This is a genomic window from Sphaerospermopsis sp. FACHB-1194 (genome assembly GCF_014696235.1).
GTDB classification, from domain to species: Bacteria; Cyanobacteriota; Cyanobacteriia; order Cyanobacteriales; family Nostocaceae; genus Sphaerospermopsis; species Sphaerospermopsis kisseleviana.
In genome coordinates this window covers 1-14,257 of sequence record NZ_JACJPU010000010.1, presented here as the reverse complement: position 1 = coordinate 14,257, position 14,257 = coordinate 1, and the positions used below count along the sequence as shown (strand labels likewise).

The following is a 14,257-nucleotide window of genomic DNA, read 5'->3' as shown; positions in this document are numbered from 1 at the left end:
TGCATCGCAGGGAACAGGGAACAGACTTGAAGTATTGTATTGTATGATTTTTTGTGTAAATTTTATATCTCATGCAAGTGCATACTGCTATGTAAAAAAAATTATATTTGAGAATTTATATCGGACTATTCAACAATTCAATGTAACTCCTTAACTCCTATTTTTTCTTACTGTCACCCGTCACCTGTCCCCAGTCCCCAGTCCCCAGTCACCTGCCCCTTGAATCTAGTCTATGAAACTAATATATCTAAAAGAAGCCGTCCATATAGCATAAATGTTAGGATTGCCACAGAGAGAGAATAGCGTGCATAGAAGGAAAAAAAACTGAATGGCAGAATTTGAGAAGTCAATATCCTTTGATGGACGGGATATTCGACTGAAGGTAGGACTGTTAGCCCCCCAAGCGGGTGGGTCGGTGTTGATAGAATCGGGGGATACTGCTGTTTTAGTGACAGCTACAAGGTCAGAAGCCAGAGAAGGCGTTGATTTTCTTCCCCTGACGGTAGATTATGAAGAAAGACTGTATGCAGCAGGAAGAATCCCTGGTGGGATTATGCGCCGTGAAGGTCGTCCACCTGAAAAAGCGATTTTAACTAGCCGTCTGATTGACCGTCCTTTGCGTCCTTTGTTTCCTTCATGGTTACGGGATGATTTGCAAATTATTGCTTTCACCTTGTCAATGGATGAACAAGTACCGCCAGATGTGTTAGCTGTAACTGGCGCTTCTATCGCTACTCTTATTGCCCAAATTCCTTTTAATGGACCAATGGCAGCAGTGCGGGTAGGTTTAGTAGGTGATGATTTCATTATTAACCCCACCTATGCGGAAATTGAAGCGGGTGATTTGGATTTAGTAGTTGCTGGTTCACCTGATGGTGTGATCATGGTGGAAGCAGGAGCAAATCAGTTACCAGAGCGAGATATCATCGAGGCCATTGATTTTGGTTACGAAGCAGTGCGGGATTTAATCCAAGCACAGCTAGATTTAGTTGAAGAACTGGGTTTAAAACTCGTCCAAGAAGAGCCACCGGAAGTAGATCAAACATTAGAAAACTATATCCGCGATCGCGCCAGTGCAGAAATTAAAAAAATCTTGGCTCAATTTGAGTTAACCAAAAACGAGCGTGATACAGCTTTAGATGCAGTTAAGGATGAAATCAAAGCGGAAATAGAAGCCTTACCCGAAGAAGATCCCATTCGTGTAGCTGCTACAGCCGATAGCAAAGCCCTTGGTAATACCTTTAAGGATATCACCAAATATTTTATGCGCCGTCAAATCATTGAAGATAACGTGCGCGTTGATGGTCGTAAATTAGATGAAGTCCGTCCTATATCTTGCCAAGTCGGAGTTTTACCCCGTCGTGTACATGGCAGTGGTTTATTTAACCGGGGACTAACTCAAGTATTATCTGCTTGTACCCTGGGTACACCAGGAGATGCTCAAAATCTCAATGATGATCTGCAAATAGATCAATCTAAACGTTACCTGCATCATTACAATTTCCCACCCTTCTCCGTCGGTGAAACCAAACCCATGCGTGCGCCAGGAAGACGAGAAATAGGTCATGGTGCTTTAGCCGAAAGAGCGATTTTACCCGTACTACCGCCCAAAGAACAATTCCCCTACGTCATCCGCGTAGTATCAGAAGTGCTTTCTTCCAACGGTTCTACCTCAATGGGTTCTGTCTGTGGTTCTACTCTCGCCCTTATGGATGCGGGTGTACCTATTATCAAACCTGTCACCGGTGCAGCAATGGGCTTGATTAAAGAAGGCGACGAAGTGCGCGTTCTCACGGATATTCAAGGCATTGAAGACTTCTTAGGGGACATGGACTTCAAAGTTGCGGGTACTGATACAGGCATCACCGCCTTACAAATGGATATGAAAATATCCGGTTTGTCCTTGGACGTGATCAAACAAGCTGTTGAGCAAGCTAAAGCAGCCCGGTTACATATTTTGGAGAAAATGCTCCAGACTATTGACACACCACGCACCGAAACCTCACCCTTTGCCCCACGTCTGTTGACGATCAAGATTGATCCAGAAATGATTGGTCTGGTCATTGGACCCGGTGGTAAAACCATCAAAGGAATTACCGAAGAAACTGGTGCAAAAATCGACATTGAAGATAATGGTACAGTCACCATTTCCGCAGTCGATGAAGGCAGAGCAAAGAGAGCAAAGAGCATCATTCAAGGCATGACTCGTAAACTCAATGAAGGGGATGTTTACATAGGTCGTGTAACACGGATTATACCTATTGGTGCATTTGTGGAATTTTTGCCCGGAAAAGAAGGCATGATTCACATTTCTCAACTTGCTGACTATCGTGTTGGTAAAGTGGAAGATGAAGTAGCCGTTGGTGATGAAGTGATTGTCAAAGTGCGCGAAATTGACAATAAAGGTAGAATTAACCTGACACGCTTGGGTATACACCCTGATCAAGCAGCTGCTGCGCGAGAAGCTGCGGCTACAAATCGTTAACAACGATTAAGGATTTTAGATTTTGGATTAGAGATCAATCGCAAATCTAAAATCCGCGATGCCTTATTTCAGCGGGCATCGCTGTATGATTTTTTAAATTATTTTTGAATAGATATCATGTCTGTTGGGGCTGGTGACTGGTGACTGGTGACTGGTGACTGGTGATTGGGAATAATATTAACCATTACCCATTCCCAATTCCCAATTCCCAATTCCCAATTCCCAATTCCCAATTCCCAATTCCCAATTCCCAATTCCCAATTCCCCATTCCCAATTCCCAATTTGTCAATTTCAGAGATTTTTGGTACATAAAAATTAAGTAACCTACATGGTTCGCTTTTATCCCTCATCGGACACCCAGCATAGTGAGTGCTAAACGTCTACCAGAAACTACCGCCCATGTCAGAATCACCCGTCAATCTTGGCAACATGGCTTTCTTGAAGGTGATGTCAGCGCCGGCGATTTTGAATGGCATTTTCAATGGCATTTCCGTCGGGGAGAACTTTCTGTCAAGCCTTCCCAGGGTCGCGCGTTAATTAAAGAACCTCTCGGCCGCTTTTTGGAAAAACAAGATTACCAATTAGAACCAGGAGGCGATTATGCTTTTACTATTCGGGCAGAATTGTAAATAGAAGGAGTCAAGAGTCAGGAGTCAGTTGTCAGTAGAACTGCTGGAAGTTAAGCGGTTAAGGTAGCGTTCAATTAACAGGATGGCTACAATATCATCTATTGGTCGTGGTGGCTGTCGCAAACCTTTTGGTAAAAGTTTGGTGAGTCCTGTAGGTGGGAACATCTGCCAATAGCGATCGCGTGCTTCCAGAGTTGTATAACGCTCATCCACTAACACAATATTTACAGAGGGAATTAATTCCTGATTCAGTTGCTGTTTCCACTTTTTCGCCGTGGTTTGATCCCCCATGACAATTAAAGAAACAGGGTATTTTTGCCGTAGTGAAGAAATTTGGGCGATCGCCTCAACCGCAGGTACAACTTGATGATAATACAACTGCCGATCCAATCCCATCACAGCTACACCACATTTATCTCGACCAGGATCAAAGCCTAAAATTGCAGGTTGTGTGTTAGTCATAGGGAACAGGGAATAGGGAAGTGGGAATTGGGAATTGGGAATTGGGAATTGGGAATTGGGAATTGGGAATTGGGAATTGGGAATTGGGAATTGGGAATTGGGAATGGTTGATATTATTCCCAGTCACCAGTCCCCAGTCCCCAGTCACCAGTCCCCAGTCACCAGTCCCCAGTCACCAGTCACCAGTCACCAGTCACCAGTCCCCAGTCCCCAGTCACCAGTCCCCAATCACCAGTCACCAATCATGTGCTAAAAATAATTTGTCCATTGAAAAGTGCTACAAGTTTGATTCTCAATGGTCCTGCTGTATAGGTATTCTCAGCAGCTACAGATTTAATTTCTAAAGGTTGTTCAGATTGTTGCAATTGGGAGAAAAAGCGCAAAAAAGTTCCATCTACCTGTACTGCTTCCACAATACCAGCATTGCGGGCGCGAAATTGAGAAGCAGAAATCAGCAAGTCTAAACGTTGCCTTAATTGATATGATGTCATAGTTTTCATATCAGCAGAGGTTGTAGCTAGAACCTCACCTGCGGAGAATACCAGTTGATTTGGCATGGCATCAGCAAAAAATTCTATCTGTTTTTCTCCTCTGACATAATTACCCGCCGAAAAAATTCGCACTACATATTCTCTACCATCTTTAATTTGTTTGATAAGTTGTTCAACTCTCTCTTGGGTAACACGCAATAATTCTGCATTTCCCGGATTTGTTCCTGGTTCACTTAATTGGATGTTGGCATTGCGGTTAGCTTCTTGCAAAATTTGGACTACTACTTCACCAGCAGCAGTAGGTTTATCGACACGAACTACATCAGCAGCCAAAACTTGACCACGAACTAAGGCCAATTTACCCAAACGCAGGTCACGATAAGACTGGTAATATTTTTCTAGCCTTGCTACTTCCTGTTCTAAATATTGTTGCTGATTTTCTAATTCTTTGAGCCGAGCTTCTCTAGTAGCAATTACTTGTTCTCGTTTTTTAATTTCTAAGTTGCGATTTTGAATAAGTTTATCTAAATTAGCGATTTTTTGATCTCGCTGTTTAATCATTTCTTGCCGATTAGCAAGTTCTAAATCCCGTTTTTCGATAGCTGTCTTAGCTTCATCAATGGCTTTTTTAGCTTCAGCATACAGTCGCTGACGTTCTGCCCTCAACTCTTCCACTGCTGTCTGCAATGCTTGACGCTGTTGATAAAGGTTGTCTAGTTCATTTATAGCTTGTCTATACTGAATCACTACTTCACCCAGTCGGCTTTGAGTGCCTTGAAGTTGCGCTTGAGTTTTGGCTTGTTGGCTAATAGTGCGGTTGAGTTGAGCTTGGGTGATCTGTTGTTTGGCATTTGCCGCTTTTAGAGACTGATTAATTTTTTGTAAATCTTGCTGTGCTTGAGCTTGTTCTTTCCTAGCTTGAATTAACTGATTTTCTACCTCAGTTTTTTGGGTTTCCGCAATTTTTAATTGTTCTCGCTTGTTTCTTAGGTCTTTTTGAATATCCTCTAACTCAAACACTCCTTTCCGCAAACCTTCATCAGCAGCAAATAAAATTGCTAAAGTCGATGCCGATATTACACCACCCGTAAAAATCGTTACTAATACGGCTGTATTTTTAGGACGCAAATTAAATAAAGAGAGGCGTGCCTTGCCCACTTTAGTGCCAATGCGATCGCCCACAGTGGCAATCACGCCCCCCAGAATTAAAATTGCTGCTATCAGGATGTACCCGGTGGCCATCTTCAACTACCGCCAGAAATGCTTCCAGATACAGCCTACTACTTTCAACCATTGTCTGTGGGGGAAAGAAGATTGGCAAAAGCAGAATTTAGTCAATTTTTAAATTTCCTCCGATTGCGGGTATTTTTTTCAAAACACAACTTCAATACAACTTGTACCAACTTTCCCCCCAACAGATTTTAAGTAAATTGCTTACTTAATGTGACAGGTTTATGCACAGTAATCTTTTTCTTGTGGATGGAGATCATTTTTTTCTCGCGTAAATCTCCAAGCAATCTGGTGACAGTAACGCGAGTAGAACCAATTGCTTCAGCGATCGCCTGATGGGATAGCTTCAAATCAATGGTAATGCCATCTGCACAGGGTACACCAAAATCCCGACAGAGAATTAACAAAAAACTGATCAACCGAGAACCCATATCTCGGTGAGCAAGGGTTTCAATCATCATCTCTGTTTGCAGAATCCGCGAAGATAGTCCCCGCAGCATTAACATTGATAATTCTGGATTTTCCTTGAGTGCTTGCTCTACTTGTTCAATTGGGGCAGAAAGTAATTCTACCGCCGTAAAGGCAACTGCATGATAGAACCTATCTGACTTATTACCCGTTAGCAATGACAACACACCAAAAACACTATTTTCCCGCAGCAGTGCTACCGTTATTTCTTCTCCTGCTTCATATACCCTGGAAAGTTTCACAGCACCCTTGAGAAGAAAATAAACTCGTTCGGCGGGATCGCCGGGAAAAAAGATCGTTTTGTTGCGTTCAAACGTCTCTACAACTGGCGGAAATGCTCCAGTTGCCATCTGACGAAAAACATTTGCTAGGGCTTTATCTTGTGTCACGATCATCTCCCTTCCCCTACCCAATGCCGGAAAAACAAAAACTGATTACCTAAGAATACACCTGAAAATTCAATAAAGCACCGTCAACCTTTCTGTTTTTTCCTATACTCAAATCTCTCATTTTATCTTTATTTGTTGATCATGATACCCAATTTTTGTTATTTTTAGCCAAGAATTGTTGATCAGTAGTTTCTCAAACTCAACTAAAGAGGTTTTTTTGCAGAAAAATTTGCAATATCTTTATAAGTTCTTAAACAATTACAGCAGGAGTCAGGAGTCATTCGTAGGGGCAACACCCTGTGGTTGCCCTCTTGAGTCAGAAGTAAAATTCTCTTTCTGTCTATATTTCACGTTAGATCCTGTACCTCATTGATCTGCAATCTGCTTTATCATAAATTTCTGGACTGCAATACCCAAACGAATGATATTTTTGAAAATCCCCTACCTAACTAAGTAAAAATAGGGTCAGATTCTAGTATGGTTATCTATACTCCTAATGATTGATCACATTGACTATTTCTATGCTGAATCTGTCCGGTAAAAACGCCTTAGTCACGGGTATTGCCAATAATCGCTCCATTGCCTGGGGTATTGCTCAACAACTACACCAAGCTGGTGCTAACCTGGGCATTACCTATTTGCCAGATGAAAAAGGCAAATTCGAGAAAAAAGTCTCAGAATTAGTCGAACCTCTCCAACCTAGCTTATTCCTTCCCTGTAACGTTGAAAACGAGGAACAAATTCAAGCCACTTTTGAAACTGTCCGTGATCAATGGGGTAAATTAGACATCCTCATTCACTGTCTCGCTTTTGCTAACAAAGAAGATTTAAGCGGAGATTTTAGCAAAACGTCCCGTTCCGGTTTTAATAAAGCTTTGGAAGTTAGCACTTATTCACTGATTCAGTTAAGCGGTGCTGCCAAACCTTTGATGACTGAAGGCGGTAGTATTGTTACTCTCTCCTATTTAGGTGCTGTGCGAGCTATCCCTAACTATAACATCATGGGTGTAGCCAAAGCTGGGTTAGAAGCCAGTGTTCGTTACTTAGCAGCAGAACTAGGTCCCCAAAACATTCGTGTTAACGGTATTTCCGCAGGTCCTATCCGCACTTTGGCATCTTCAGCAGTAGGCGGCATTTTAGATATGATTCATCATGTTGAGGCAATCGCACCCCTGCGTCGCACCGTTACACAATTAGAAGTAGGTAATACCGCTGCTTTTTTATGTAGTGATTTATCCAGCGGCATCACTGGGCAAATCCTGTATGTAGATGCAGGATATGAAATGATGGGAATGTAATAGGTGACTGGTGATTGGTGATTGGTGATTGGGAAAAACAACTAATGACCAATGACTAATAACTAATAACTAATGACTAATGACTAATGACTACTAACCGCATTGCTACAGTTAAACGTACTACTGGGGAAACGGATGTAATAGTAACCATAAACATTGATGGTACGGGCATCTGTAACGCTAATACTGGCATTCCTTTTTTAGATCACATGATCCATCAAATCGCCTCTCATGGTTTATTTGATTTGGATATTCAAGCTAAAGGTGACTGGGAAATTGATGATCATCACACTAATGAAGATGTGGGGATTACTTTGGGTCAAGCTTTACATCAAGCACTAGGTAATAAAAAAGGCATTGTCCGCTTTGGTAATTTCCTTGCACCCCTAGATGAAGCTTTGATTCAGGTAGCTTTAGACTTTTCTGGCAGACCTCATCTCAGTTATGGTCTAAATATTCCTACTCAACGAGTGGGAACTTATGACACCCAACTGGTACGGGAATTTTTTGTGGCGTTGGTGAATCATAGTCAAATGACCTTGCATATTCGCCAACTTGATGGTATTAATTCCCATCATATTATTGAAGCAACTTTTAAAGCCTTTGCCAGAGCGATGCGGATGGCAGTAGAAATTGATCCTCGTCGTGCTGAGACTATTCCCAGTTCAAAAGGTGTGCTATAAGTTACTGATGGTAGTGTAAGAAAGCTATTCTCTAGGCGATAATTGACACAACAATATAGTTTGTTTATTATCGTGCTAATTTCTAACTTGTAATCAATCGCACCCAGTCGGTAATTGGTAATTGAAACACGATGAATTCTGTTGCAGACACATCCGCTCCTCAACTGAATCCTGTAGATCAGCCTCCAGTAGTTCTGACTTCTGAGTTGCGAAAAGTTTATCGCACGGGTTTTTGGCTGAATCAAAAAGTCGTATCTTTGAAAAGTTGTTCTTTACAAGTTTACCCAGGGGAAACCTTTGGATTATTGGGCCCTAATGGTGCGGGTAAAACCACTCTGTTAAAACTTTTATTGGGAATTATCCGCCCTTCTGCTGGCAGGGGATTATTATTAGGTAAGCCACTTGGCGATCGCTCGGTGAAACAGCGTATTGGTTACTTACCAGAAAATCCCTATTTATACGACTATCTCACCGGCTGGGAATTTTTGGAATTAGCTGCTGGTTTATTCCAAATACCTCAAAAGGTGCAACGTCAACGCATTCCCGAACTGTTAAAATTAGTCGGTTTGTCACAAACTGATGCTCGTAAAAAGCTAATGCGACGTTATTCTAAAGGCATGCTTCAGCGAGTTGGTATGGCTCAGGCATTAATTAATGATCCAGAATTGGTATTTTTAGATGAGCCTATGTCTGGACTTGATCCCTTGGGACGTTACCAAATGCGAGAAATTATTCTCTCACTCAAAAAAGCTGGAAAGACAATATTTTTCAACAGTCATGTTTTGAGTGAAGTAGAACAAATTTGCGATCGCATTGCTATCCTGGCTAAAGGAGAATTAATTTGTGCTGGTTCTCTCAATGAACTTTTAGGTACAGAGAATACATATCATGTTAAAGGTCAAGGAGGCGATACAGAAGTTCTGAATAAAAGAATACTTGATTTGCAATTTGAACCTGATGGTACTTGGCACGGTATTTTACAAGCAGATTACTATGATTTTCTAGCCAGTCTCCGATTAATGGGTGGTAAAATTATGACTATGAACTTAACTCGTCAATCTTTAGAAGAGTTCTTTATCCAACAGATCCAAAAACAAAATCAGTAATAATTCAGGATTCAGTACAGACGTTCCTACGGAACGTCTGTACGAGATTCAGGAACTTTTTCTGTTTCCTAAATGCTTATCCCTACATTGTGTAAACACTTGCTTTTATAACTGAAAAGTAACTTAAATCATGTAGGGCTAATTACTGGTAATAACTTGTAATAAAATTTCTTCTATTCCCTAAACCCTATAAAATATGATTCTTCACTATTGACGAATTTGAAAAAACTTGCTGTAATCGTTAACAATTAGATGATCTGTCCGATTTTTAATTTAAATTAAGTTAAATAAAAATTCAGAATATAGGATTCAGATTATATCCTGAAAACCATAGTTAATTAGGAAAATAAGGATGATAGGGAACTTGAATAATTAACTATAGTCAACGTTAAAAATGTTTAGAAATTTACAGATGGTAGTCTCAAATTCTCCAGTAAATATGCTTAATATACATTTGTGGAAATTTTTAACCCATTCAACTACAGCTGTAGTTTTGTTAACGAGTGTCAATCTTGCTTTACCATCCGTTAGCCTAGCGCAACAAAGAACAGCATCACAAACCTCCAACATATCTACAGACTACTTATTAGGTGGAGGCGATCGCATTCGTGTCAACATATTTGAAGTACCTGAATATACGGGTGAATATCAAGTACCCCCTGGTGGTTCAATTAACCTACCTCTAATTGGTAGTATATCCGTTCTCGGATTAACAACGGAACAGGCAGCAGACGAAATATCTAGAAGATATGCTCGCTTTCTCAAACGTCCGCTAATTTCAGTTAATTTATTATCACCTCGTCCCATTAACATTTTTGTAGCTGGAGAGGTAACACGACCAGGAGCTTACACTCTCAGTTTACAGGGCAGCGGCGGCGATAATCCCGGTTTACAATATCCCACAATATTAGCAGCACTTAGCACAGCCCAAGGGGTAACATTAGCAGCAGATGTGACTAAAGTACAATTACGCCGTAAAATTGGACGTTCTGGTGAACAGGTTATTGCTCTCAACCTCAAAGAAATCACCCAAACAGGCAGAATACCCCAAGATATCACCTTACGGGATGGAGACACCATAGTTGTACCCACCGCCACAGATTTCAACGTTGCTGAAGCTCGGAATTTATTTGCAGCCAATTATGCGGCTAGTCAAACTGCACCCCGCACAGTAGCTATTACAGGTCAAGTGTACCGTCCCGGTTCTTATTTAGTAACACCAGGTGGTGGTGGTGGAAATGATGGTGGAGCGCCAGGAACAGGCTTACCAACTGTCATGCGAGCAATTCAACTAGCTGGAGGAATTACATCACAAGCGGATGTGCGGAGTATTAAAATCCGCCGTCCTACTAGAATTGGCTCAGAACAAACATTAAATCTCAATCTCTGGGAATTATTGCAAACTGGGGATCTAAATCAAGATGTGGTGTTGCAAGATGGAGATACAATTGTTGTTCCCACAGCCACTGAGATTAACCCAGCGGAAGCAATACAATTAGCTACTACTACTTTATCACCGGCAACTATTCAAGTAGGGGTAGTCGGAGAAGTGAAAAAACCTGGATTAACAAATTTACAGCCGAATAGCTCTTTAAATCAGGCTTTACTGGCTGCTGGTGGCTTTAATGATGCTAGGGCTAGTAGTGGTGCTGTAGATTTGATTCGTCTCAATCCCAATGGTACTGTTACTAAACGGGTAGTAAAAATAGATTTCTCCAAAGGCATTAACGAGGAAACCAATCCCATACTTCGTAATAATGATGTTGTGGTAGTCAACCGTTCTGGTGTTGCCAAGGCTGGTGATACAGTAGGTACTGTAGCAGGTCCTTTGGGTCTTATCTTTAGTGTTCTCAGGTTTTTTGGACTCTAAAATACTGTTAATGATTTGAGATTGCAAAGTAGTAGTTCCAAGAAATAATACTAATGCACCCAGAAAGGGGGCTAAATTCCTCAAAGTCCCCCTTTTTAAGGGGGATTTAGGGGGATCTGTGGGTGTCAAATCCCACACGAAAAAGTTTTCAAACAACCTCTAAAATTGGTAAGACACTCCGAGAGAAAGAACAGGGTAAATATTCAACCAGTCCAAATCGTCTTCCAATTGTTTCCTTTCTGCCTGCTATATAAAACCTAGACAAAACTAGACTTTACTTTCTACTTCAACGGGAGCATGGGAGCAGTTATCCCTCAGTAGACTTTCACGCCTTAGCCAGACGCGATTGTGTTCCAATTAAGTTTCTGAAAAAGACTACCACCATCATTGCTTGGTTTTCGCGTCGGCAATAGTCTCAATTCAATACTTGATATCACTGTATTATATATCAAGTAGTTGATTTTTTCCTAAAAATATATTGATTTTTGTCAATATAAGTATAGTTTTGTCTATGAAATTGTCAACTTAGGACTTGCTCTACATCACCTGCGGGAATATAATCAGGTGCTGTTAACTCTACTTTTGGTGAGCCAGCAAACATCACACCCAAATTAGCGGAGAAACCCCAGCGGTTACCAGATTTCACAGCATTACCCCAACCAATACCTAGATATGGTGCTACGCTATTGGGTAGGGAAATCTTGGCTTTCACTGTGTCACCAGGATTAATGGAATAGTCTATTCCATTTATGTTAATTGTTGTACCACCATTGGTGGCTTTACCAGTTCCTTCGATATTATTGTCTTGAAACACCAGCCCTCCAGTTAAACGAAAACCGGACTTTTGCCAAGGATGGTAGTCAACTAAAGTAGAAACATTGAATAAGTTAAGTTTAGCATCATAACTGATATCAGATTCTTCAATATCTGCGCTGATACCTAAACCAGTAATTCCAAGTTTAGCATTCATATTAGGTGTTATGGATTTGGTGACTGTTGCACCAACACCTAGTGTACTAATTTCAGGGGTGATTGCCCAACCGCTGGTTTTTGCAGGAGTTTTACTAGTTTCCTCAGTAGGTTTAGCTTCTTGTGACGGTTGTGTTGATGGATCAGGACGATTAGCGCAGCGAGAATTTAAAGGGTAATCTTTGCAGAACTTGTTTAAATCTAATGGTCTTTTGGCAAGTAAATCTACAGCATCGTAAGAAAAAGTACCAGGTTGAGGACGAGTCTCACTTGTTTCTGGTGTTATTGATGTAGCAATGTTAAAAGCCTTTGATTGTCTAAGTTTGAGATTTAGTTTATGTCCTAACCGTATTGTGTACAGCTATAGGACTACTATTTGATTTTTGAAAAAACTCCGTACACCCAAATCATCTCAAACCCTATTCCCTATTCCCTATTCCCTATTCCCCGCCTCCACGGAAAATTTATAAATCAAATCGGAACACTATATATCAAGCACAGCATAAAAGACGTAACAAATTTAATGTAAATTTTAATGTGTATAATTTTCAAACAGACGAAAAAAAAGCTCTCGCTTGACAGCAAGAGCAAGAAAATTAATTGATTGTCAGTGATGAAAGAAAACTAGAAAAACCTAGTCAAGATCCTTCATGTAGTACGCTGGTTCGTTCTCACGGTCAATACCTCTCTCAAAACCACCAGCAGCAGCACGAGCGCGTCCTGCGTGCCACAAGTGACCGATAAGGAAGAAGAAACCTAAGACAAAGTGAGAAGTAGCCAACCATGCACGAGGAGATACATAGTTGAAGGAGTTGATTTCAGTAGCCACACCACCTACAGAGTTCAAAGAACCCAGAGGAGCGTGTGTCATGTATTCAGCAGCACGACGAGCTTGCCAAGGCTGAATATCATTCTTGATTTTTTCTAAGTCAAGACCGTTAGGACCACGGAGAGGCTCTAACCAAGGACCACGGAAATCCCAGAAACGCATGGTTTCACCACCGAAGATGATTTCACCGGTAGGAGAACGCATCAAGTATTTACCAAGACCAGTAGGACCTTGAGCAGAACCAACGTTAGCACCTAAGCGTTGGTCACGAATCAAGAAGGTTAAAGCTTGTGCTTGAGAAGCTTCAGGACCAGTAGGACCAAAGAATTCGCTGGGGTAAACGGTGTTGTTATACCAAACCATGACGGAAGCGATAAAGCCCATCATGGACAAAGCACCTAAGCTGTAGGATAGGTAAGCTTCACCAGACCAGATAAAAGCACGACGCGCCCAAGCAAAAGGCTTGGTGAAGATGTGCCAAATACCACCGGAAATACAAATTAAAGCAATCCAGATGTGACCGCCGATAACATCTTCCATGTTATCAACGCTGATAATCCAGCCTTCGCCACCAAAGGGAGCTTTAATGAGATAACCAAAGATGATAGCAGGGTTGAGGGTGGGGTTAGTGATTACACGCACGTCACCACCACCGGGAGCCCAGGTGTCATAGACACCACCGAAGAACATAGCCTTCAGTACCAACAGCAACGCACCGCATCCTAAGATGATCAGGTGGAAGCCGATGATGTTGGTCATCTTGTTCTTGTCTTTCCAGTCATAACCAAAGAAAGAAGAATATTCTTCTAAGGTTTCAGGACCACGTACAGCGTGGTAGATACCGCCAAAACCGAGAACAGCGGAAGAAATTAGGTGCAGTACACCTACAACAAAGTAGGGGAAAGTGTCGATAACTTCACCACCAGCACCAACGCCCCAACCTAATGTGGCAACGTGAGGGAGAAGAATTAAGCCCTGTTCATACATGGGCTTTTCTGGGATAAAGTGAGCAACTTCAAATAATGTCATTGCTCCAGCCCAGAATACAATCAAACCAGCGTGAGCAACGTGAGCGCCCAGCAGTTTACCAGATAGGTTGATTAAACGAGCGTTACCAGACCACCAAGCAAAACCGCTTGATTCTTGGTCACGGCCACCGGCTATAACTGATCTATTAGAGAGCGTTACCACGTGGTAGTACCTCCTCTGGGAATACGAACTGTTCGTGGGGTTGGTCTTGAGGAGCCATCCAAGCACGGATACCCTCGTTCAACAAAATGTTTTTGGTATAGAAGGTTTCAAATTCTGGGTCTTCTGCTGCCCGTAATTCTTGGGAAACGAAGTCAT

Annotated in this window: 14 protein-coding genes and 1 pseudogene; 8 read left to right on the top strand and 7 right to left on the bottom strand. The window is 41.7% G+C overall.

Annotated elements, in window-relative coordinates:
- Positions 1 to 328: 328 nt before the first annotated feature.
- On the top strand, positions 329 to 2,485 hold the full coding sequence (locus H6F45_RS08260) for a polyribonucleotide nucleotidyltransferase (RefSeq protein ID WP_096566315.1): 2,157 nt from the start codon (positions 329 to 331) through the stop codon (positions 2,483 to 2,485).
- A gap of 98 nt (positions 2,486 to 2,583) precedes the next feature.
- Here H6F45_RS08260 and H6F45_RS08255 read toward each other — a convergent pair whose 3' ends face one another.
- Positions 2,584 to 2,796 (bottom strand): hypothetical protein, encoded by a 213-nt coding sequence (locus tag H6F45_RS08255; protein ID WP_190346972.1) that lies wholly within the window; start codon positions 2,794 to 2,796, stop codon positions 2,584 to 2,586.
- 55 nt (positions 2,797 to 2,851) lie between these two features.
- Between H6F45_RS08255 and H6F45_RS08250 the strand changes: the two genes are divergently transcribed.
- A complete protein-coding gene (locus H6F45_RS08250) occupies positions 2,852 to 3,115 on the top strand; it encodes a DUF3146 family protein (RefSeq protein ID WP_096566311.1) in 264 nt (87 codons plus the stop codon).
- A gap of 24 nt (positions 3,116 to 3,139) precedes the next feature.
- Here H6F45_RS08250 and H6F45_RS08245 read toward each other — a convergent pair whose 3' ends face one another.
- Positions 3,140 to 3,577 carry a pre-16S rRNA-processing nuclease YqgF gene (locus H6F45_RS08245; RefSeq protein ID WP_190346930.1) on the bottom strand — a complete coding sequence of 146 codons (438 nt, stop codon included), beginning with the start codon at positions 3,575 to 3,577 and terminating at the stop codon, positions 3,140 to 3,142.
- A gap of 83 nt (positions 3,578 to 3,660) precedes the next feature.
- On the opposite strand from H6F45_RS08245, the gene H6F45_RS08240 reads away from it, so the two are divergent.
- Complete coding sequence (locus tag H6F45_RS08240; protein WP_190346929.1) at positions 3,661 to 3,921, top strand: hypothetical protein; 261 nt, start codon at positions 3,661 to 3,663, stop codon at positions 3,919 to 3,921.
- Here H6F45_RS08240 and H6F45_RS08235 read toward each other — a convergent pair.
- Together H6F45_RS08235 and ntcA are read right to left on the bottom strand one after the other, a co-directional pair.
- Positions 3,820 to 5,310 (bottom strand): DUF3084 domain-containing protein, encoded by a 1,491-nt coding sequence (locus tag H6F45_RS08235; RefSeq protein ID WP_096566307.1) that lies wholly within the window; start codon positions 5,308 to 5,310, stop codon positions 3,820 to 3,822. The genes H6F45_RS08240 and H6F45_RS08235 overlap by 102 nt on opposite strands.
- Positions 5,311 to 5,489: 179 nt before the next feature.
- Complete coding sequence (gene ntcA / locus H6F45_RS08230; protein ID WP_096566305.1) at positions 5,490 to 6,161, bottom strand: global nitrogen regulator NtcA; 672 nt, start codon at positions 6,159 to 6,161, stop codon at positions 5,490 to 5,492.
- A gap of 515 nt (positions 6,162 to 6,676) precedes the next feature.
- Here ntcA and fabI point away from each other — a divergent pair.
- The 4 genes from fabI (at position 6,677) to H6F45_RS08210 (ending at position 11,112) form a co-directional block, all read left to right on the top strand.
- On the top strand, positions 6,677 to 7,453 hold the full coding sequence (fabI, locus tag H6F45_RS08225; protein ID WP_096566303.1) for an enoyl-ACP reductase FabI: 777 nt from the start codon (positions 6,677 to 6,679) through the stop codon (positions 7,451 to 7,453).
- A gap of 86 nt (positions 7,454 to 7,539) precedes the next feature.
- Positions 7,540 to 8,136, top strand: a complete 597-nt coding sequence (hisB, locus tag H6F45_RS08220) for an imidazoleglycerol-phosphate dehydratase HisB (RefSeq protein ID WP_187041235.1) — start codon at positions 7,540 to 7,542, stop codon at positions 8,134 to 8,136.
- 131 nt (positions 8,137 to 8,267) lie between these two features.
- Positions 8,268 to 9,242, top strand: coding sequence for an ABC transporter ATP-binding protein (locus H6F45_RS08215; protein WP_137668132.1), 975 nt, complete (start codon positions 8,268 to 8,270; stop codon positions 9,240 to 9,242).
- 439 nt (positions 9,243 to 9,681) lie between these two features.
- Positions 9,682 to 11,112 carry a polysaccharide biosynthesis/export family protein gene (locus tag H6F45_RS08210; RefSeq protein ID WP_190346928.1) on the top strand — a complete coding sequence of 477 codons (1,431 nt, stop codon included), beginning with the start codon at positions 9,682 to 9,684 and terminating at the stop codon, positions 11,110 to 11,112.
- A 520-nt stretch (positions 11,113 to 11,632) separates the two neighbouring features.
- Here H6F45_RS08210 and H6F45_RS08205 read toward each other — a convergent pair.
- Complete coding sequence (locus H6F45_RS08205; RefSeq protein ID WP_190346927.1) at positions 11,633 to 12,082, bottom strand: hypothetical protein; 450 nt, start codon at positions 12,080 to 12,082, stop codon at positions 11,633 to 11,635.
- Between the two features lie 19 nt (positions 12,083 to 12,101).
- Here H6F45_RS08205 and H6F45_RS08200 point away from each other — a divergent pair, with 19 nt between their 5' ends.
- Positions 12,102 to 12,260 (top strand): hypothetical protein, encoded by a 159-nt coding sequence (locus H6F45_RS08200; protein ID WP_190346926.1) that lies wholly within the window; start codon positions 12,102 to 12,104, stop codon positions 12,258 to 12,260.
- Between the two features lie 455 nt (positions 12,261 to 12,715).
- On the opposite strand, the gene psbC is transcribed toward H6F45_RS08200, so the two are convergent.
- Both psbC and H6F45_RS08190 read right to left on the bottom strand, forming a co-directional pair.
- A complete protein-coding gene (psbC, locus tag H6F45_RS08195) occupies positions 12,716 to 14,101 on the bottom strand; it encodes a photosystem II reaction center protein CP43 (RefSeq protein ID WP_096566293.1) in 1,386 nt (461 codons plus the stop codon).
- Positions 14,085 to 14,257 (bottom strand): annotated as a pseudogene (locus H6F45_RS08190) (photosystem II D2 protein (photosystem q(a) protein)); the annotation flags it as partial. The gene psbC and the pseudogene H6F45_RS08190, both read right to left, overlap by 17 nt.